The sequence below is a fragment of the Azotobacter chroococcum genome (assembly GCF_002220155.1).
Taxonomy (GTDB): Bacteria; Pseudomonadota; Gammaproteobacteria; order Pseudomonadales; family Pseudomonadaceae; genus Azotobacter; species Azotobacter chroococcum.
The window spans coordinates 2,499,447-2,517,860 of record NZ_CP011835.1 but is presented as its reverse complement, the minus strand read 5'-3'; the positions used below and the strand labels follow the sequence as shown (position 1 = coordinate 2,517,860).

Genomic DNA, 18,414 nt, shown 5'->3' with positions numbered 1-18,414 from the left:
GGGCTGCCCCTAAGCCCGCCCCGAGAACAGCGCGGCGCAGCCCAGCACCTCGACCGAGACCTCGCGAAAGCGCTGGCCAAGCTCGTGCTGCAGGGTTTCCAGATCGTCCTCCCGGTTGGAAAAAATTCCCTTGCGGTTGTACGCGGCCATCAGACCCCGCGCCAGGGTGCTGCGCGGGACGCTGCCCTGCAGCAGGGTGCTGCCGAAGATCACGGCGCCGGGGTTCATCAGCGCCTTGAGGTGATCGAAGACCACGGCCTTCTCGGCGAGGGAACCCGGCAGGCAGTGCAGCAGGTAGTTGACGCCGACCGAGTCGAAGCCTTCGCCGGCGAAGGCGATCGGCTCCAGCACATTGCGCCGGTAAGTCTTCGGCGCATGGCGGACGATGCGCTGGGCGGCGAACGCCAGGGTGTCCGGGTTCAGATCCATCAGAGCCACCCGGGGTGTGTCCGCGGGAAAGCGGCAGCGGTCGAGGAAATACCCGGTGCCCACCCCGACATCCAGATGATTGGCGCTGAGGTGGCGCGCATAGTGTTCCTCGAGGCGGCGGGTGGGGCACTTCCAGATGAAGGGGTTGGAGACGCCGAGCACCACGAAGTCGTAGAGCGCGAGCATCCGCCGGGTGTAGACGGCTTGGCCGGCCTCCACCTGTTTCTGGGTAACCATCATGACTGGGTTGTCTCTCTGTACTGCCTGGCGAGGCCCGGGGCTTTTCCTCGATCCCGGGCAGGGCACGCAGTGTAACCGCCGGCGCGGGACAGGGGCGAGGCGTCGCTGGGGAGGTCAGGCGGCCGACCAGAGCGCATAGGCCTGGAGCAGCCTGTCCTCTTCGGGAAAGCCGTCGAACGCCTCGGTGCGGGTCTCGACCAGATGCGCCAGCAGCGCAGCAACGGCGCGCCGCTGTTCGGACGTGCAGTAGCAATACAGCTGGTTCCAGGCCCCGCCCGAAGAAAGGTGGAACAGCAACTGATCGGCATACCAGCCGTATTCGCGGCTTGGCGGAGCGAGGGCGAAGCGGACCAGCACGGGCAGGTAGTAGGCCTGGCCCTGGGGCGATGCAAAGCACAGCGGGTCCCGGCCCGGATTGCCGACGTGGCGCAGTTCCAGGCTGTTCCGGTCATGGCTGCGCAGCGTCTCGTCGTGCTCGGCGCACTCGCAGCAGTGCCGGTAGTCGGTGAAGTGCTCGGGCTTGCCGACGTCGGCGAAGGCGGCGTCGATCCGCGCGAGGAGGTCCGCGTCGCTCGTCATGAAAGGCTCAGGCGGCCGCTGGCCCCTTGAGTTCGACGACATTGCCTTCCGGGTCGGTGAGGTAGAGGGAGGGCCCCATCCCTTCGGCCCCGTAGCGCGACTCCACGGCGCCGGTCGCGATGCCGTGGGTTTCGAGCCGGGCACGGATCAGCGCCTCGTCGAACGGCTCGATGCGCAGGCAGAAATGATCGAGATTGCGTCCTTCCTTGCCCGGGGCGGCGCCGCCGGCGCTGCCCAGCTGGCCGTCGACGGGAACCAGATCGATCAGCGCGCTCCCGGCGCGCAACTGGACCAGGCCGATGTCATCCCGGCGGCGCTCGACGCTGCAGCCCAGCGCCTCGCAGTAGAAGCGCAGCATCTTCTCCAGGTCGACGACGCGCAGTACCAGATGGTCGATTCCGAGGATGCGGAACATGGCGGGCCTCCAGGGTTGAGGGCAGATCCTGTCCCGACAGTATCGGGGCCGTGGCGAGGCTGTCCAGGCGAAGGGAGACAGTCCCTGGCGCGTTGGAAGCTCAGCGCAGGCGTGGCGGCCGGCTCCTTGCCGCCTGCTCGGCCCGCGCGCGCAGCTGTCCGCAGCCGCCGTCGATATCCTGTCCCGCCGAGTTGCGCACCTTGGTCAGCACGCCGCGGCTGTGCAGGTAGCGCACCAGCGCGACGATCCGCTCGCCGCCGGGGCGCCGGTAGTCGTCGGCTTCCAGGCTGTTGTAGGGAATCAGATTCATCACCGCGTACTTGCCCTTGAGCAGGCGCAGGATGCCGTCCATTTCCTCCTGGCTGTCGTTGATGCCCTCGAGCAGCGTCCACTGGTACTGGATCGGATGGCCGGTCTGCCGCGCATAGTCCTCGCCCAGTTCGACCAGCTCCTGCGGGTCGATGCGCGGGGCGTGCGGCAGCAGCCAGTGACGCCGTTCGGCGTCGGTGCTGTGCAGGGACAGGGCCAGCGCCGGCTTGACCGGCCCTTGCGGCAGGCGCTCGAACACCCGCGGATCGCCCACCGTGGAGAACACCAGATTCTTGTGGCCGATGCCGCCGGCAGTGCCGAGCAGCTCGATGGCTTCCAGCACGTTGTCGAGGTTGTGCGCCGGCTCGCCCATGCCCATGAACACCACCTTCTTCACCGGGCGGAAGCGCCGGGCCAGCGCCACCTGGGCGACGATTTCGGCGCTGCCGAGCTGGCGCAAGAGGCCGCTCTTGCCGGTCATGCAGAACACGCAGCCCACCGCGCAACCGACCTGGCTCGACACGCAGAGCCCGTCGCGCGGCAGCAGCACGCTCTCGACCATTTGCCCGTCGCCCAGCTCGACCAGCAGGCGCGCCGAACCGTCGGCGGCCGGATGCTCCGAGCGCAGTCGCGCCAGGCCGGCGACCGTCTCGCTCAGCTGCGGCATGGCTTCGCGCACGCTGAGCGGCAGAAAGTCCTGGGCCTGCTGGTGGCGCGTGCCGGTGTCCAGCGGCCAGCCCTGCAGCCAGGCACGGTCGATCCGCCCGATATGGCGGGGTTTGGCACCGAGGTCGGCGAGGCGTTGGTGAAAGTCGGCGATTTTCATGGGGCGCGAATGCTACCACCGGGCACAGGCGAGCGGCAGTCGGGGCAACGGGAAGAGTGGCACGGATGCGGGCGAGCTGTGGGCAACCAGGCTTGGGTCTGTTGACGTTTTGGCGTGGGCCGCGACGGCGGCCCGTTTGGCACAGAACAAGGAACGAGGAGAGAAGTTTGGTCATTCCAAATGAACGACGAGCGACGCCGTGCTGCGCCAAACGGGCCCCGTCCCTTCGGGTTGCGCGGCAAATGCCGCCATGCGGCGTTGCAGGGCCTGGCAAGGGAATGACCATTGCCGGCGCCCCGCGCCTTGCCTGGCGGCATTTGGCGCGGCAACGCGGCTCACGCCAAAACATCAACAGACCCTGGCTTAGCTATAGCTCCGCCGCCAGCGCATCGGCACGAGGCGGATGGGCGGCAGCGCCGGATGCCGGGACGAGCCGAGCGCCTGCGACAGGTCGAGCAGAATCTCGCGGGACTCCGGCGAGGGCACTGGGGTGTCGAAGTCGATCGACAGGTGATAGCTGCGTCCCGGCTGGTCGAGATGCAGCTCCGTTGCCACGGGGCGATGCTCCCAGCTTCCGCCTTCCCTGACGCGCATGCCCTGCTGGTCCCAGCGGTCGAAGTCGAATCCGGCGACGCCACCGAAGCGTCGATTCCCAATCTGGAGCACCGCCTGTGACGGGCGGAACACGAAGCCGGGCTCCGTGGGCGTCACCGTGATGAACACGCGGGTTTTCCCGGGGCTGTGGTTCTTCCAGTAGCGCTCGCGCGGGTCGATGTAGAGCGGGAGGACGAACAGGTACAGCTGCGTGTCGTAGGTGCGCAGCTGGTTGTCGAGCGTCACCTGCAGACGCAGGCCGGGAAGCTCCAGCGCAGGAGGGTTCTGCGTTTCCTCGAAGAAGGACGGCGACTCCGGAAGGGCCGGCGGCGTGTCGCCGAGGTAGGCGACGCTCTCCCAGCCACCCCGGAATCCCGCGCAGCCGGTGACGAGCAGGCATCCGAGGGCCAGCAGGGCAAGGCGGCGAGCGGCAGCCGGCATGTGTTCACCTTCCACAAACGACCTGCCGGCTACGCCCGCAGGATGCGCACCTTGAACGAGCGCCCCTTGATCTTGCCCTCGTCGAGGCGTTTCAGCGCCTGGCGGGCGACGCCGCGCTCGACGGCGACGAAGGCCTGGAAGTCGAAGATGGCGATCTTGCCGACCTGGGCGCCGGGGATGCCGGCCTCGCCGGTCAGCGCGCCGAGGATGTCGCCGGGGCGCAGCTTGTCCTTGCGCCCGGCGGCGATGCACAGGGTCACCATCGGCGGTTGCAGCGGCTCGCCGGTCTGCGCCTTGAGGCTGTTCAGCGGGTGCCAGTTCAGCGGGGCTTTCTGCAGGGTTTCGATGGCCTGGGCGCGGTGCGCTTCGGGCGGCGCGACCAGGCTCACCGCGATGCCCTTCTTGCCGGCGCGGCCGGTGCGGCCGACCCGGTGGATGTGGGTTTCCGAGTCGCGCGCCAGTTCGACGTTGATCACCAGATCGAGGGCGTCGATGTCGAGGCCGCGGGCAGCGACGTCGGTGGCGACCAGCACCGACAGGCTGCGGTTGGCGAACATCGCCAGCACCTGGTCGCGATCGCGCTGCTCCAGGTCGCCGTTCAGCGCCATGGCGGAAATGCCCTGGCGGTTCAGGTGCTCGACCAGTTCCTGGCACTGCTGCTTGGTGAAGCAGAACGCCACCGAGGATTCCGGGCGGTAGCAGGCGAGCAGCTTCACCACGGCGTCCATGCGCTGCTCGGGAGCGATCTCGTAGAAGCGCTGCTCGATCTGGCTGTCGTCGTGCAGCGCCTCGGCCTTGACCTGCTGCGGGTCGCGCATGAAGGTCGCGGAGAGCTGCTTGATGCCGGTCGGGTAGGTGGCCGAGAACAGCAGGGTCTGCCGCTTGTTTGGCGTCTGCCCGATGATCTCGGCGATGCTGTCGTAGAAGCCCATGTCGAGCATGCGGTCGGCTTCGTCGAGGACCAGGGTGTTGAGCCCGTCGAGCTTCAGGGTGCCCTTTTTCAGGTGCTCCTGGATGCGACCGGGAGTGCCGACGATGACGTGGGCGCCGTGCTCCAGCGAGCCGATCTGCGGGCCGAAGGACACGCCGCCGCAGAGGGTGAGGATCTTGATGTTGTCGGCGGCGCGGGCCAGCCGGCGGAGCTCCTTGGCGACCTGGTCGGCCAGTTCGCGGGTCGGGCAGAGCACCAGTGCCTGGCAGCCGAACCAGCGCGGATTGAGCGGCTCCAGCAGGCCGATGCCGAAGGCCGCGGTCTTGCCGCTGCCGGTCTTGGCCTGGGCGATGAGGTCCTGGCCCTTGAGGATGACCGGCAGGCTCTGCGCCTGGATCGGCGTCATCGCCGCGTAGCCGAGGGCATCGAGGTTGGCCAGCATGGCGGTGGAAAGGGGCAGGGCGGAGAAGGCGATGGTGGTCACGGGACGGGCCTGAAAGAGCGGAAATGGCACGCAGTCTAACAGGAGACGGGGGCCGGCCCCGCAGTCCGCCGAAGCGTTCGCGAGCGGGGGCTCACTGTCCTGCCGTCGCGCCGATGGATCTCTGCAGGTCGACCAGGGGTTTCTGGCTGACGGACATTCGCAGCCGGAACGGCACGCGCCGGAGCAGGATGGATTTTCCCGATTACGCGCCAGGGGCGGCGGCGTGTGCCCGGCCCGTCGCCGGCGCCTGAGTCTGCGTTCTCAGCGGAAGCTCACGCCGACCGACGGCGCACCGTCCAGCCCTTCGTACACCACCCGCACCTGCTGGCCGGCCTGCGGGACCAGGGGCCTGGAGAACGAGCCGAGGCTCAGCAGGTCGCCGGCCTGCAGGCGGACGCCGCTGCGGGCCAGGTCTCGGGCGAGCCAGATCGCCGCCGCGAGCGGGTGGCCCATCACGTCGCTGCCGCGTCCGCGGTCGAGTTCGCGACCCTCGCCGTCGAGCACCCGCACGGTCATCCCGGCCAGTTGCGCGGTCAGCTCCGGCGAGGCCGGCAGGGGCTCGCCCATCACGCCCAGGCGCGCGCCGACGTTGATGTAGGTGATCGTCGCGCCGTTCAGCGTGCCGGGGTCCCGCACCAGCAGGTCGGGCAGTTCGATGAAGGGGATCAGCGCGTCGATGTACTGCATCGCCTGCTCGGGCGTGGTCGCCGAGTGGATCTCCGGACTCCCGACGCGCACCAGCAGGTCCGCCTCGAGGCGCGGCTGCGCGCCGAAGCGTGCCGGCACTTCGGCGCCGTCGGACAGCAGCATGTCCGCGAGCAGCGTGCCGCGCACCGGCTGGTCGTGGTTGAAGCGCTTCTGTACCGCCGGGTTGGTGAGCCCCGCCTTGTAGCCCACCACCCGGCCCATCTGCCGGCCGAGCAGCGTCACCACCCGGTCGCGTCCGCATTCGGCCTCGGCGAGGGTCAGCGGCGGCGGGTTCTCCAGCACCTGCCGCTCCATGTAGAGCGCCACGAGACGGGCGGCTTCGGGCTCGGAGGGGCAGGCGGCCTGCGCCGTCGCCGCGCCCAGCGCGCAGGCCCAGCCGGCCAGCAGTGGCATCCAGCGTGTTTGGGGCATGGGGCGTTCCGGTGGAGAGAAGGGCCAAGGTTGGCATTTCGCGCAGGGAAACCCAAGGGCTGCGGACGGTGCGCCTGCCGCGTTCGGAGTGGAACGGCCCGCGGCGTTTTCTCTCCTGCGGGGTTCCCGGCCCCGCCCCCTCCAGCCCGGCGGCTACCGGCTCCGCCGCCATAGCCACCAGCTCAGCCGTAGGTCGTCGAGGATCGGCAGCGCGGCGAGGAGCATCAGCAGTGCGGCCAGCGGCACGGTGGAGAGGAAGCCGAAGTGGCTGAAGCCGAAGGCGCCGATGGCGCTGCCGACGAGGAAGCAGCCGACCAGCAGGGCGTTGATGCGCAGGCGCTCGCGGTTGGCGCGCACCGGCTCCTGATCCGGGAACGCGCTGCGGTTCACGTAGATCAGCTTGCCCAGTTCGATGCCGATGTCGGTGACCATCCCGGTGATGTGGGTGGTGCGGATCTCGGCATTGGAGATCTTGGTGATGATGGCGTTCTGCAGGCCCATGATGAAGCACAGCAGCATCACCGTCAGCGGTATGTAGAAGCCGGGAATCTCCATCAGCCGTGTGCCGAGCACGCCGAAGCACAGCAGCAGGAGGGCTTCGAGCAGCAGCGGCAGGGCGTACTGGCCGTGCAGGCGGCGCCGGCGGGAGAAGTTGACCAGCAGGGTGGAGGTGATGGCTCCGGCGATGAACGACAGCAGGCCGCCGAGCCCGCCAAGCGCCAGCTCGGTGCTGCCGAGCGCCAGGTTGCCGGCCATCGAGGAGGCGATGCCGGTCATGTGCGAGGTGTACTGCTGCACGGCGAGAAAGCCGCCGGCGTTGGCCGCCCCGGCCACGAAGGCCAGCGACAGCCCCAGCTGCCGGTTGGCGCGCTTGGTACGCTTGCGATCGGTCAGGCGTCGCGCATAGTTGATCGGCATGCTCCGCTGACTCCGTCCGTCCGGACTGGCGAGGTAGAAGGGCGCGGATTATACGTCCCGGGTCGCGGCCGCGATCCTAGCGGATGGTGGAGTGGCGATGTGGATCGTGGCGCTTGCCCCGTCCTGCGCGCCCCCGAAACCAGCTGACCGCCCCGGTGACCTTGGTTAAGATCCCGGACATCAATCCGTCCGATCGCCGAAAGGATCGCCATGACTGCTCAAGCTGCTGCAAAGACCGTTGTCTTCTACGAAAAACCCGGCTGTGGCGGCAACCGCCGCCAGAAAACCCTGCTCCAGGAGCATGGTGTCGAACTGGAGGTCAGGGATCTGCTGAGCACCCCCTGGACCCGCGAACAGCTGGAGGCCTTCTTCGCCGGGCTGGAGAAGGACGCCATGGTCAATAGCGCCGCGCCGAAGATCAAATCCGGCGAGCTGGATGTCGCGGCTTTGAGCCGCGACGAGCTGATCGGCAAGATGCTCGCCGAGCCGCTGCTGATCAAGCGGCCGCTGCTGGAAGTGGGCGAAACCCGCATCTGCGGCTTCGACATCCCGCGCCTGAACGCGCTGCTGGAGGTGGACATGCCGGTGCCCGAGACCATCAACAGCTGTCTCAAGACGGACAGGTGTTCCTCGCACTGAGCGCGTCCACGTTGTTGCGTCGATGTCCCTGTCGGAGGGTGGCCACGCTCCTGCGTGGGCACCCGATGGCCTGGGGTCAACCTGCGTCGGGAGCGCCGCGCGAAGCGTCCGTAGGCGCAGCGATCAGTTGGCCATGTCTGTCTGCCGGACTGGCTGGAGCGTCCATGTCGCCCGGGCGCTCCATGCTCAATGGCGGCTGAAGAAGTCCCACATCAGATCCGTGGCGGAAATCGCCCGGGATGCCGGCTCGCCGCGTCTCTTGTTGCCGCCGGGCCAGGAATGGCCGCCCGTCGCGGTGACGCACAGCTGGACTTCGCTGCCGCCCCGGCACGGCGAATAGCGCTCGCAATAGGCGTCGGGTCTGTCCAGAACCCGACGCGGCCTCGCCGGGCAGCCGTCGAGTCCTGCCCAGGTCGAGACGGTCGCCGGCACGGAGGTGAAATCCGTGACCAGCGACGGGTCCCGGAACACCTCGCCGGCCCCTCCGTCGAACAGCACATGGGTGTCGTTCCTCGCATGGATGTGCAGGACGGAAACGGGCCTCGCCGGCGTGCAGCGGCGCACCCGGCTACCGAGGCGACCGCCCGGAACACGTCGGCCATCTCGCAGGCCAGACGGTAGGCCATCATCCCGCCGTTCGACATGCCCGCGGCGTAGATGCGGTGGCGGTCGATAGTCATCTGGCGGGCGACCTTGGCCACCACTTGGCGGATGAAGCCGACATCGTCGACCTGCCGGTCGCGGGCGGCCCCGCAGCACTCACCGGCGTTCCAGGTGGCCAGCTTGCCGCTCCTCAGCCGGCTGAAGCCATTGGGGAACACCAGGATGAAGCCTTCCCGTTCGGACTTGCCGATCAGTCCGTAGCGGGCATCGTCCACCTGATGGTCCATGCTGCCGCCGCCCCCGTGCAGCGCCACCAGCAGCGGCGTGGGCCGGGCCGCGCTGTAGCTGGCGGGCACGTGAAGGCGATAGGTCCTGAGCAGTCCGTCATGGCGAAGGGTGAAGGTGAAGTCGCCCGGCTGGGTGAGCGGGGCATCGGTCGCGGAGTCGTCCGACTGCCGCTGCATCCAGCGCTCCCGCAACGACAAGCGGGTTGACTCATCGCCCTGCGCGAAGCCAGGCATCGCCAGGAGGCTGACGATACAGGCAAGCATGGCGAGGGAGTAGGGCGCTGGCTGTTTCAAGGATGCTTCCCAGGCTGTAGATGTGCGGCGCGATCTCGCCGGAGTATTCGCCGGATGAGCACATGTGCGGGGAGCCTGGCGAGGGCGCCTTCGTCCTGCTGGCCATGCCGGGATGCCGCATTCAACGCCTGCCGCGCTCATCGCCCGGACAGACCTCCTTGCAGCGCCGGCCGCCGTCGGGGTGCGGCAGCCAGGCGAGATGCGGGCGGGCCAGGGTAAACAGCCGGTAGACCAGGCGAAACACAGGCCGCAACGGCCGCCAGCCGAGCGGCGCAACCCAGCCCCCGACCCCCGCGGCCCGCCAGCTCCAGAGGGTGGCATCGATGCCGGTGAGCCACTCGCCTCTGGCGCTGCGGGCGTGCAGGCATTGCTGCAACGCTTCCAGGCTGCGTCCCAGCGGCGCGGGGTCGAAGGCTTTGCTGCTGATGTCGACCAGCACCAGCCGCGCCGGATCGGCATGCCGGCGCAGCCAGTGGATCTCGCGGGCGCACAGCGGGCAGGCCATGTCGACGTACAGCGTCAGCGGCAGATCGGGTGTCTTCATTGCGCGGCCTCATGGAACTCACAAAAAGCTTCTCTGCGGTCCGTTCCGCAAGGGCGGTGGCTTCAAGCAGGGTGGAAAAGACCTGCGGCCATTTTCCACCCTGCGAAACTGCTGGCCATATCCGGGGCCTGTGGCCTGCATGAGCGAAACGAGGCGCTCCAGGACTGCCATGTGGTCAACCAGGGGCATTTCCTCGGGAGCTACGCCAGCCTGGAGGAGGCTCGGAGGGCGCCCGCCAGGCAACCCCTCCACTTCGACGCCGACAGCTACAGGATTCTGGTCCACCCGATTTTACGCGGCGGCGCCGAGATCGTTCCGTTGTTCTGAGCGCAGCGTCTGCGCATCATCGAGCCACACGCGTGCCGGTCACTGCATCGAATGCAGGCCGATCATGGTGCCTTCGGTATCCCTGACCAGGGCGATGTGGCCATATTCGCCGATGGAGAATTTCTCCTTTTCCACCTTGCCGCCGGAGTTTGCCGCCTTCGCGGCTTCTATCGCGCAGTCCGCGCAACTGAAGTAGACCAGCACACTGTTCGCGCCAGAAGGAAAGCCAGGCATCCGAACCAATGCCCCGGGCGCGCCATAGCGATCTGCCTGCATCGGAAAGGCCCATATTTCCATGTCCGGGCTGTCGAGCCTCATCAGTTGCAGGTCGAATACGCTCTCGTAGAACGCCTTCGCACGGTCCATGTCCTGGACGTAGATTTCGAACCAGCCAACGGGATTGTTGTTCATGGGAGTCTTTCCTGAATGCGATGAGATTGAGCGGTTCGACACCCGGCTCGCTCAGCCTCTCCGGCGGGTCTGTTTCAGGGCAGCTATATCGGCCTGGTCATCCCCGGCTGCGATGCGGCATTCGCGGGGTAAGGGATATACAAGCGCATTGCAGCGGATTTGGCCAAGTCCATTTACCGGATTGGCGGGACTGTCCTGCAAAAGCCTCTACCGGGCCTTGTCGCCCAGGGGGGGCCAGCTCTGGAACGCACCTCGCTAAGGATCGCAGGGAGCCGTTGTCTTCAGGATGTCAGGAGAGCCACGTAATGGCCACGCGAAGGGGCCCGCGTTTTTCTGCCACGCGGGAGCCTGGGAACGATCAAAAAATTCGGCAGTCAATCGGCATTGGCTGCCAGGCAGCGGCTGGTGCAGGTCTTGTGAGGGGAACTATGGGAGGGAACCGGGAATGCTATCGCGCAAGCGCTGTTTTTATCCCACTCGGCAGAGTGTCGGGCAGGTCCGGTATGGAAAATATTATCGCGTGTGTATCGTCAGATAACTTTTCGCTGAAGCGCACACTCGTACTGCCTGCGAGCGATACTCACCTCATGTCTTGTTATGGATAAGTGAATCAGGGAGAGAAATGAAAGCACACATATTCAACAGGGTTGCGGTTTGTGTTGTTTCAAATATGCTCGTCGGTGTTTCGTATGCGGCAGGCAACTACACGGAAGAAAAAATAGAATGCAAGTTGCCTGGTTGTCAAGTTAGCTGTGCATACAAGGAAGCAAACTGGAAATCATTTGGTAGTGTCGATGTTGTGACAATGATCATATATGACAGTGGAGCTATCAAGCTATTGCTCGACAAAGGTATTGACGGAAGAACTACAATTGTTACCGGTCCACAAGGTTATATGTGCAGTGTGGAAAATCAGCGGAATTAGTGGCGCATAACCGGCGCATCGAGTTCGCCCTCCCGTTGGTCTGGCCAGGTCCTCGCACCGCCGTGTGGCGCTCGGCTTCTCATGCGGTTAGCTTTCCGCCGAGTCCTTGTCCTTCAAGATTACAGCTGATCTCCGTTTGTACGCAAAAGCCGTTCAGTCCATGTGAAAGGCCTGCCATCAATGGGCCTCATCGCACGGGCCATCAACGTTCTGCCCAGCCGGGGGCCAGTTCTGGAGCACACCTCGCCAGGGATCGCGGGGAGCTGTTGTTTCGAGATGTCAGGAGAGCCGCGTGACTACTACGCGAAGCGGCCCACCCTTTTCCGGCCCAAGGGGATGGTTGTTGCCGTATTTGCCCGGCCAGTCGTTGGCGAAGAAGTAGAGCTGGCGGTCAGACCATTCGGCGACTTCGGGTGGTGCACTCCACTCGCACGCCGAGCCGATCGGGAACGCACGCTTTTCGTCCTTTCCCACGACACCACACAGTAAAAACACCCGCCGCCCAGGCAGGCGATTTCTCTTCTGCAGCAGCCAGCCCCACCAGCCCTCCGGACCGCAGGTGATCCAGCTGTCCTTCCATTTGCCGCTGGCTGCGAAGCGATAGCGGGCGTTCGGCGTGATCTCGATATCACCGGGGTGATACAGGTTGCGAGGGTCTACCTCGATGGCGGAGCTGGTTTCGTCGATGGCGAGTGAGTGCATGGAGCGCTCTCCGAACAGGTCAGAACTTGTCATGAGTCCGCTCGAAAACGGACTCTTCCAAAACTTCATCACTGATCGTGCCAGACCACTGCATCGCCATATCGCGGGATAACCTGGCGTTCAAATGGCGCAATCGTCATCACAAGGTAGGCCTTGAGAGCCGGGCGATCTAGCGCAACGAGGCCTGTCAGCGGGTCCTTCGTCGCAAAGCCAGTGTGCAGTCGGGCCAGAGTGAACAGCTTGTAAGCCAGCAGAAACAAGGGCCTCAGCGCCCATGCCAGGCACGAAAGCCGAACCAGACTAACTGCATTCCCAGTACAAAAAACAAGGCTGCCGGCAACCAAGGACCGATCAGCTTGATAACGATTACTTGGCGTGAGCCGGATAGTGGATCCGAGAATGGTCTCAGGGCTTTAGCTCGATAGGCGTTCCGTCCGGCACGGCTCTCCAGAGTTCGGCCATTTCCCGATTGGTGACGGCGATGCAGCCCAAGGTCCAATCGGACAGCCGATGTAGCTTGCCAATCCAGCCGAAGCCATTGCGTTGTCCATGGATCATGATGGCGCCGCCGGCAGACAGTCCCTTTTTTCGTGCGGCCTCGGTATCGGCTGCATTCGGATAGGAAATATGCAAGGCGCGGTAGTAGCCGCTATTGGCTTTGCGGTAGTCGATCCGATAGCTTCCTTCGGGCGTTCTCTTGTCGCCCTCGTATTCCTTGGCGCCGACGGGATTGCGGCCCAATGCAATGGGATAGCTTTTTAGCGGTTGGCCATTGTCATACAGCGTGAGCAGTCGCTGCGCTTTGTTGACTACCACGAGTTCCGCCCGGGCATCCGCTGGCAGAGGGTTTTCATGACGATTGGTCCAAGCCAGTACTACGGTAATCGAGCCAACCGTGATGATCGAAGCGAGCAGCCAGACTTTCATGTCAGTCCCTGACGTTGCGATGGTTATTTATGCAGCTTGCGGAGAGTTCGCGTAGTAGTTTCATTGGCTGCATGGAGAAGCCGTACGAATTCAAGTTGAGGCTTCAGGCTGGGTTTCTTATCCGGCCTCCTCATCGAAGTAATCGCTATCGAGCTTGGGGAGCTTGATGAGACGCGAGGTAACGCCAACCTCATGGTCCATCATTAACTGGACCAGTTTCATCCCATCGACCAGTACGATGCCTTCGACCGATCTGGCGAAATCGATGGCTTTAGTAGTAAAGCCAGAAGTCGTGATGAATACGCCGCGCTTAGCCTTCTGGCCGGCCAGTGCGCCATAGAAGGCCTGCAGCTCCGGACTGCCGACGGTGCCCTGCCAGCGTTTGGCCTGCACGTAGACCTTCTCCAGTCCAAGCTTGTCCAAGGAGATGACACCGTCGATGCCGCCATCTCCCGAGCCGCCCACACGCTGCAGGTCACTGCGACTAGCACCGTAGCCGAGGCTGTGCAGGACATCGAGGACAATGATCTCGAAGCGCCCGGGTGACACCTGCAGCAGGTTGTCCAGCAGGTCAGCGGCTACCGCATCGCGCAGTTCCTTGAGCGCCTGTTCCAGACGATCATCGGGGCTCGCCGTCGCGGAGGCAGCGGAAGGCGTGATTTCCTGTTCCACTTCCAGAGGTGCGGCATCGTTGGCGACCTTCAACTTCACGTTGTTGAACCCCATGGCCAGGCGCTCAACTTCGGCATCCGAAAGCGGTGACGGATGCTTTGCGGCATAAGTGAAGCCCAGATCGGTCAGCTGCCAGTGACCCCGCTTGGTGCTGCTGGAAAGCCCGGCGCGCTTGAGACGGTCATGGGCCCAGCCCGCACGGTTCTTGTAAATCGCTTGGCCGCTGGAAATCAGCGCTTGGCGCTGTTCTTCAGTGAGTTGCAGGGCCTTGGCTGCTGCCTCATGGACCTCTCGCGTCGGTGCGCCCTCTGAATTAGCGGCCAAGAAACGCAGGATGGGTTCGATGAACTGGTCGTAGGTGGGTAAGGACATCTGTGTTTCCAAAAACATTGTGCTTTCCCAAGGAGGTGGTCGGATATTGTCCTTGGTTCGCCCTGTTCTCCGGCCGATGGGTTGCCACGACGAACGCCGGCGCAAGGTTGCCGTTCAGTCGTCCCCCTCGGCACCGATGGCGGCGAAGCATTTCAGCCGGTGGCCACCTTCCAGTTGCCAGCTGTCGTCGGCGGGCTGGTAGGCGGCTTCCATCACCTGGTTGTAGCTGAACTGCCAGTGGCGGCGCTCGCGGCCGTCGAGGGCTTCGATGCGCAGTACGATGCCTTCGCTGGCGAAGGGCTGGTCGGCCTTGGCGGCTGCGTCGGCTTCGTCCAGCAGGGCGTCGTCGAGGCTGAAGTCGCTGGCGTGGAGGCCGTCGATCTCCAGCATGTCGGCGGTTTCCAGCTGGTCGAGCAGATAGGGCGTGTCGGTCATAGGGACTCCTGGCGCGGTACGGGCACCGCGCCTTGTGTGGTCAGGCTTCGTAGCCCAGATTCGGGGCCAGCCAGCGTTCAGTCACGGCCACGTCCTGCCCCTTGCGCGCGCTGTAACTGGCGACCTGATCCTTCTCGACCTTGCCCACGGCGAAGTATTTCGCCTCGGGATGGGCGAAGTACCAGCCGCTCACCGCCGCCGCCGGGTACATGGCGTAGTGTTCGGTGAGGGTCACGCCGCTGGTGCCTTGCGGGTCGAGCAGGGCGAACAGTGTGCCTTTCTCGGTATGGTCCGGGCAGGCCGGGTAGCCGGGGGCGGGGCGGATGCCCTTGTACTGTTCCTTGATCAGCTCTTCGTTGCTCAGCGCCTCGTCCTTGTCGTAGCCCCAGTATTCCTTGCGCACCCGCTCGTGCAGCCATTCGGCGCAGGCTTCGGCGAGGCGGTCGGCCAGCGCCTTGACCATAATCGAGTTGTAGTCGTCGCCCTTGTCCTGGTAGGCCTTGGCCAGCTCCTCGGCGCCGATGCCGGCGGTGACGATGAAGCCGCCCACATAGTCGGTCTTGCCCGAGTCCTTCGGCGCGACGAAGTCGGCCAGCGAGTAGTTGGGCTTGCCGTCGGGCTTGGCGGCCTGTTGGCGCAGGTGGTGCAGGGTGGCCAGTTTCTCGCCGTTGTCGCCGTAGACTTCCAGGTCGTCGTCCTGCACCTGGTTGGCCGGCCAGAAGCCGAACACCGCCTTGGCCTTGATCAGCTTCTCGTCGATCAGCTTCCTGAGCATCGCCTGGGCGTCGTTGAACAGCGCGGTGGCCGCTTCGCCGACCACCTCGTCGGTGAGGATGCGCGGGAACTTGCCGGCCAGGTCCCAGGACATGAAGAACGGCGTCCAGTCGATGTACTCGGCAAGCACGGCGAGGTCGATGTCCGCCAGTTCCTTCACGCCGGTGAAGGCGGGCTTCGGCGGCTGGTAGCCGGCCCAGTCGAGCGGCGGCTTGTTGGCCAGCGCCTTCTCGTAGCTCAGGCGCTCGGTGCGGGCGCCGCGGTTGGCGGTGCGCTCGCGCACCTCGGCATATTCCTCGCGCAGCTTGGCGACGTAGGCCGGCTTCATTTCCCTGGACAGCAGGGTGGTGGCCACGCCGACGGCGCGCGAGGCGTCGGTGACGTAGACCACCGCGTCGTTGCCGTACTGCGGTTCGATCTTCACCGCGGTGTGCGCCTTGGAGGTGGTGGCGCCGCCGATCATCAAGGGCAGGGCGAAGCCCTGGCGCTGCATCTCGCGGGCGACGTGGACCATCTCGTCGAGCGAGGGGGTGATCAGCCCGGACAGGCCGATGATGTCGCATTTTTCCGCGATGGCGGTCTGCAGGATCTTCTCCGCCGGGACCATCACGCCGAGGTCGACGATGTCGTAGCCGTTGCAGCCGAGCACCACGCCGACGATGTTCTTGCCGATGTCGTGCACGTCGCCCTTCACCGTGGCCATCAGGATCTTGCCCTTGGCTTCCGGCTTGTCGCCCTTTTCCGCCTCGATGAACGGGATCAGGTGGGCCACCGCCTGCTTCATCACCCGGGCGGACTTGACCACCTGGGGCAGGAACATCTTGCCGGCGCCGAACAGGTCGCCGACCACGTTCATGCCGCTCATCAGCGGGCCTTCGATGACCTCGATGGGCCGCGCGCACTGCTGGCGGCACTCCTCGGTGTCCTCGACGATGAAGGTGGTGATGCCCTTGACCAGCGCGTGCTCCAGGCGCTTGCCGACCGGCAGGGCGCGCCATTCCTCGGTTTCGGCTTCCTTGACGCTGCCGTCGCCCTTGTACTGGTCGGCGATGGCCAGCAGCGCCTCGGTGGCGCCGGCATGGCGGTTGAGCACCACGTCCTCGACCTTCTCGCGCAGCTCTTTCGGAATCTCGTCGTAGATCTCCAGCTGGCCGGCGTTGACGATGCCCATGGTCAGGCCGTTCTGGATCGCGTGGTAGAGGAACACCGAGTGGATCGCCTCGCGCACCGGGTTGTTGCCGCGGAACGAGAAGGACACGTTGGACACGCCGCCCGAGGAGAGGGCATAGGGCAGGTTGTCGCGGATATAGGCGCAGGCCTCGATGAAGTCGACCGCGTAGTTGTTGTGCTCGTCGATGCCGGTGGCCACGGCGAAGATGTTCGGGTCGAAGATGATGTCTTCCGGCGGGAAGCCGACTTCGTTGACCAGGATGTCGTAGGAGCGCTGGCAGATCTCGCGCTTGCGCGCGGCGGTGTCGGCCTGGCCGGCCTCGTCGAAGGCCATCACCACCACGGCGGCGCCGTAGCGCTTGCACAGGTGGGCGTGGTGCTTGAAGGGCTCGACGCCTTCCTTCATGGAGATCGAGTTGACGATGCCCTTGCCCTGGATGCACTTCAGACCGGCTTCGATCACCTCCCACTTGGAGGAGTCGATCATGATCGGCACGCGGGAGATGTCCGGCTCGGAGGCGATCAGGTTGAGGAAGGTGACCATCGCCGCCTTCGAATCCAGCATGCCCTCGTCCATGTTGATGTCGATCACCTGGGCGCCGGCTTCCACCTGCTGGCGGGCCACGTCCAGCGCCTCGGCGTAGTTCTCCTCGCGGATCAGCCGGGCGAACTTGGCGCTGCCGGTGATGTTGGTGCGCTCGCCGACGTTGACGAACAGCGACTGGCGGTCGATGGTGAACGGCTCGAGGCCGGACAGGCGGCAGGCCTTGGGAATCTCCGGAATCACGCGCGGCGGGTACTTGGCCACCGCCTCGGCAATCGCCTGGATATGCGGCGGGGTGGTGCCGCAGCAACCGCCGACGATGTTCAGGAAGCCCGAGGCGGCGAATTCCTCGACCACCGCAGCCATTTCCGCCGGGGTCTCGTCGTATTCGCCGAAGGCGTTTGGCAGGCCGGCGTTGGGGTGGGCGGACACAAAGGTCTCGGCCTTGATCGCCAGCTCTTCCAGATAGGGGCGCAGGTCCTTGGCGCCGAGGGCGCAGTTCAGCCCCACGGAAATGGGCTTGGCGTGGCGCACCGAGTTCCAGAACGCCTCGGTGGTCTGCCCGGAGAGGGTGCGGCCGGAGGCGTCGGTGATGGTCCCGGAGATCATGATCGGCAGCGTGACGCCGTCCTCCTCGAACACCTGCTGCACGGCGAAGATCGCCGCCTTGGCATTGAGGGTGTCGAAGATGGTCTCGATCAGGATCAGGTCGGCGCCGCCCTCGATCAGCCCGCGGGTGGCCTCGGTGTAGTTCTCCACCAGCTCGTCGAAGGTGACGTTGCGGTAGCCGGGGTTGTTGACGTCCGGGGAGATCGAGCAGGTGCGGCTGGTCGGGCCGAGCACGCCGGCGACGAAGCGCGGCCTGGCCGGGGTCTCGGCGGTCTTGGCGTCGGCGACTTCACGGGCCAGGCGCGCGCCTTCCACGTTCAGTTCGTAGACCAGCTCCTCCATGCCGTAGTCGGCCTGGGACACGCGGGTGGCGTTGAAGGTGTTGGTCTCGAGGATGTCGGCGCCGGCGTCCAGGTAGGCCTTCTCGATGGCCTGGATCACGTCCGGGCGGGTCAGCAGCAGCAGGTCGTTGTTGCCCTTGACGTCGCTCGGCCAGTCGGCGAAGCGCGTGCCGCGGTAGTCCTCCTCCTGCAGCTTGTAGCTCTGGATCATGGTGCCCATGCCGCCGTCGAGGATCAGGATGCGTTCCTGGAGGGCGTGCTGGAGGGCCTGGAGGCGGGCGGCGCGGTCGGACATGAACGGAATACCTGGGTAAAGCCGGGGGAAAGGCTGCAGATAATAGCAAAGCTGCATGGCTTTCGCGGCGGCTGTGGGTTTGCATGAGGGGCGCTCATGTTGGCGGGGGTCTCGGCGCTGCCCGGGCGCTGCGGGCGGGCCACAGTCTTCGTCTTCCCGGCTCTGGCCGCATGGCCGGGAGCCGGCCTGTCCCCACCTCTGGGGCCGTTGCTCCCCCACCTTCGGGGAGGCGTTGCCCCGGCGGAATCTGCCCTTGAT

At 65.5% G+C, this 18,414-nt stretch carries 18 protein-coding genes; 2 read left to right on the top strand and 16 right to left on the bottom strand.

Annotation, left to right across the window (positions count from 1 at the left end; translation table 11 throughout):
- Positions 1-9 precede the first annotated feature (9 nt).
- The 8 genes from ACG10_RS11520 to ACG10_RS11480 all read right to left on the bottom strand — a co-directional run bounded on the left by ACG10_RS11520 (position 10) and on the right by ACG10_RS11480 (position 7,285).
- The gene (locus ACG10_RS11520; protein ID WP_089168316.1) at positions 10-669 is read right to left on the bottom strand and encodes a class I SAM-dependent methyltransferase; all 660 of its coding nucleotides are present in this window, start codon (positions 667-669) and stop codon (positions 10-12) included.
- A gap of 114 nt (positions 670-783) precedes the next feature.
- The gene (locus ACG10_RS11515; protein ID WP_089168315.1) at positions 784-1,248 is read right to left on the bottom strand and encodes a hypothetical protein; all 465 of its coding nucleotides are present in this window, start codon (positions 1,246-1,248) and stop codon (positions 784-786) included.
- Positions 1,249-1,255: 7 nt separating this feature from the next.
- Positions 1,256-1,663 (bottom strand): VOC family protein, encoded by a 408-nt coding sequence (locus tag ACG10_RS11510; protein ID WP_089168314.1) that lies wholly within the window; start codon positions 1,661-1,663, stop codon positions 1,256-1,258.
- Positions 1,664-1,763: 100 nt separating this feature from the next.
- Entirely contained in the window at positions 1,764-2,798 is a 1,035-nt protein-coding gene (locus ACG10_RS11505; protein WP_089168313.1) for an RNA methyltransferase, read from the bottom strand.
- A 363-nt stretch (positions 2,799-3,161) separates the two neighbouring features.
- Entirely contained in the window at positions 3,162-3,833 is a 672-nt protein-coding gene (locus ACG10_RS11495; RefSeq protein WP_089168312.1) for a hypothetical protein, read from the bottom strand.
- Between the two features lie 29 nt (positions 3,834-3,862).
- Positions 3,863-5,248 carry an ATP-dependent RNA helicase DbpA gene (dbpA, locus tag ACG10_RS11490; RefSeq protein WP_089168311.1) on the bottom strand — a complete coding sequence of 462 codons (1,386 nt, stop codon included), beginning with the start codon at positions 5,246-5,248 and terminating at the stop codon, positions 3,863-3,865.
- 261 nt (positions 5,249-5,509) lie between these two features.
- Positions 5,510-6,367, bottom strand: a complete 858-nt coding sequence (locus ACG10_RS11485; protein ID WP_198318932.1) for a 2-keto-4-pentenoate hydratase — start codon at positions 6,365-6,367, stop codon at positions 5,510-5,512.
- Between the two features lie 153 nt (positions 6,368-6,520).
- Complete coding sequence (locus tag ACG10_RS11480; protein ID WP_089168310.1) at positions 6,521-7,285, bottom strand: YoaK family protein; 765 nt, start codon at positions 7,283-7,285, stop codon at positions 6,521-6,523.
- Between the two features lie 210 nt (positions 7,286-7,495).
- Between ACG10_RS11480 and ACG10_RS11475 the strand changes: the two genes are divergently transcribed.
- Complete coding sequence (locus tag ACG10_RS11475) at positions 7,496-7,924, top strand: ArsC/Spx/MgsR family protein (protein WP_089168309.1); 429 nt, start codon at positions 7,496-7,498, stop codon at positions 7,922-7,924.
- 212 nt (positions 7,925-8,136) lie between these two features.
- On the opposite strand, the gene ACG10_RS11470 is transcribed toward ACG10_RS11475, so the two are convergent.
- The 3 genes from ACG10_RS11470 to ACG10_RS11460 form a co-directional block, all read right to left on the bottom strand.
- Entirely contained in the window at positions 8,137-9,108 is a 972-nt protein-coding gene (locus ACG10_RS11470) for an alpha/beta hydrolase family esterase (protein WP_198318931.1), read from the bottom strand.
- Between the two features lie 121 nt (positions 9,109-9,229).
- Positions 9,230-9,652: a thiol-disulfide oxidoreductase DCC family protein gene (locus tag ACG10_RS11465; RefSeq protein WP_089168308.1), complete on the bottom strand. Its 423-nt coding sequence runs from the start codon at positions 9,650-9,652 to the stop codon at positions 9,230-9,232.
- A 366-nt stretch (positions 9,653-10,018) separates the two neighbouring features.
- Positions 10,019-10,390 (bottom strand): VOC family protein, encoded by a 372-nt coding sequence (locus tag ACG10_RS11460; RefSeq protein ID WP_089168307.1) that lies wholly within the window; start codon positions 10,388-10,390, stop codon positions 10,019-10,021.
- Positions 10,391-11,012: 622 nt separating this feature from the next.
- On the opposite strand from ACG10_RS11460, the gene ACG10_RS23695 reads away from it, so the two are divergent.
- Positions 11,013-11,315, top strand: coding sequence for a hypothetical protein (locus ACG10_RS23695; RefSeq protein WP_157731437.1), 303 nt, complete (start codon positions 11,013-11,015; stop codon positions 11,313-11,315).
- Positions 11,316-11,594: 279 nt separating this feature from the next.
- Here ACG10_RS23695 and ACG10_RS11455 read toward each other — a convergent pair whose 3' ends face one another.
- From ACG10_RS11455 to metH, 5 genes are all read right to left on the bottom strand, one after another.
- Complete coding sequence (locus tag ACG10_RS11455) at positions 11,595-12,017, bottom strand: hypothetical protein (RefSeq protein ID WP_157731436.1); 423 nt, start codon at positions 12,015-12,017, stop codon at positions 11,595-11,597.
- A gap of 405 nt (positions 12,018-12,422) precedes the next feature.
- Positions 12,423-12,944 carry a L,D-transpeptidase family protein gene (locus ACG10_RS11445; protein WP_089168304.1) on the bottom strand — a complete coding sequence of 174 codons (522 nt, stop codon included), beginning with the start codon at positions 12,942-12,944 and terminating at the stop codon, positions 12,423-12,425.
- 117 nt (positions 12,945-13,061) lie between these two features.
- Complete coding sequence (locus tag ACG10_RS11440) at positions 13,062-13,988, bottom strand: restriction endonuclease (protein ID WP_089169862.1); 927 nt, start codon at positions 13,986-13,988, stop codon at positions 13,062-13,064.
- A 114-nt stretch (positions 13,989-14,102) separates the two neighbouring features.
- Positions 14,103-14,423 (bottom strand): DUF5629 family protein, encoded by a 321-nt coding sequence (locus tag ACG10_RS11435; RefSeq protein ID WP_039803783.1) that lies wholly within the window; start codon positions 14,421-14,423, stop codon positions 14,103-14,105.
- Between the two features lie 40 nt (positions 14,424-14,463).
- Entirely contained in the window at positions 14,464-18,156 is a 3,693-nt protein-coding gene (gene metH / locus ACG10_RS11430) for a methionine synthase (RefSeq protein WP_089168303.1), read from the bottom strand.
- Between the last annotated feature and the right edge of the window lie 258 nt (positions 18,157-18,414).

Coding starts and splice junctions, on each gene's coding strand:
- ACG10_RS11520 (WP_089168316.1), bottom strand. CDS start 669: ATGATGGTTACCCAGAAACAGGTGGAGGCCGGCCAAGCCGTCTACACC.
- ACG10_RS11515 (WP_089168315.1), bottom strand. CDS start 1,248: ATGACGAGCGACGCGGACCTCCTCGCGCGGATCGACGCCGCCTTCGCC.
- ACG10_RS11510 (WP_089168314.1), bottom strand. CDS start 1,663: ATGTTCCGCATCCTCGGAATCGACCATCTGGTACTGCGCGTCGTCGAC.
- ACG10_RS11505 (WP_089168313.1), bottom strand. CDS start 2,798: ATGAAAATCGCCGACTTTCACCAACGCCTCGCCGACCTCGGTGCCAAA.
- ACG10_RS11495 (WP_089168312.1), bottom strand. CDS start 3,833: ATGCCGGCTGCCGCTCGCCGCCTTGCCCTGCTGGCCCTCGGATGCCTG.
- ACG10_RS11485 (WP_198318932.1), bottom strand. CDS start 6,367: ATGCCCCAAACACGCTGGATGCCACTGCTGGCCGGCTGGGCCTGCGCG.
- ACG10_RS11480 (WP_089168310.1), bottom strand. CDS start 7,285: ATGCCGATCAACTATGCGCGACGCCTGACCGATCGCAAGCGTACCAAG.
- ACG10_RS11475 (WP_089168309.1), top strand. CDS start 7,496: ATGACTGCTCAAGCTGCTGCAAAGACCGTTGTCTTCTACGAAAAACCC.
- ACG10_RS11465 (WP_089168308.1), bottom strand. CDS start 9,652: ATGAAGACACCCGATCTGCCGCTGACGCTGTACGTCGACATGGCCTGC.
- ACG10_RS11460 (WP_089168307.1), bottom strand. CDS start 10,390: ATGAACAACAATCCCGTTGGCTGGTTCGAAATCTACGTCCAGGACATG.
- ACG10_RS23695 (WP_157731437.1), top strand. CDS start 11,013: ATGAAAGCACACATATTCAACAGGGTTGCGGTTTGTGTTGTTTCAAAT.
- ACG10_RS11455 (WP_157731436.1), bottom strand. CDS start 12,017: ATGCACTCACTCGCCATCGACGAAACCAGCTCCGCCATCGAGGTAGAC.
- ACG10_RS11445 (WP_089168304.1), bottom strand. CDS start 12,944: ATGAAAGTCTGGCTGCTCGCTTCGATCATCACGGTTGGCTCGATTACC.
- ACG10_RS11440 (WP_089169862.1), bottom strand. CDS start 13,988: ATGTCCTTACCCACCTACGACCAGTTCATCGAACCCATCCTGCGTTTC.
- ACG10_RS11435 (WP_039803783.1), bottom strand. CDS start 14,423: ATGACCGACACGCCCTATCTGCTCGACCAGCTGGAAACCGCCGACATG.
- metH (WP_089168303.1), bottom strand. CDS start 18,156: ATGTCCGACCGCGCCGCCCGCCTCCAGGCCCTCCAGCACGCCCTCCAG.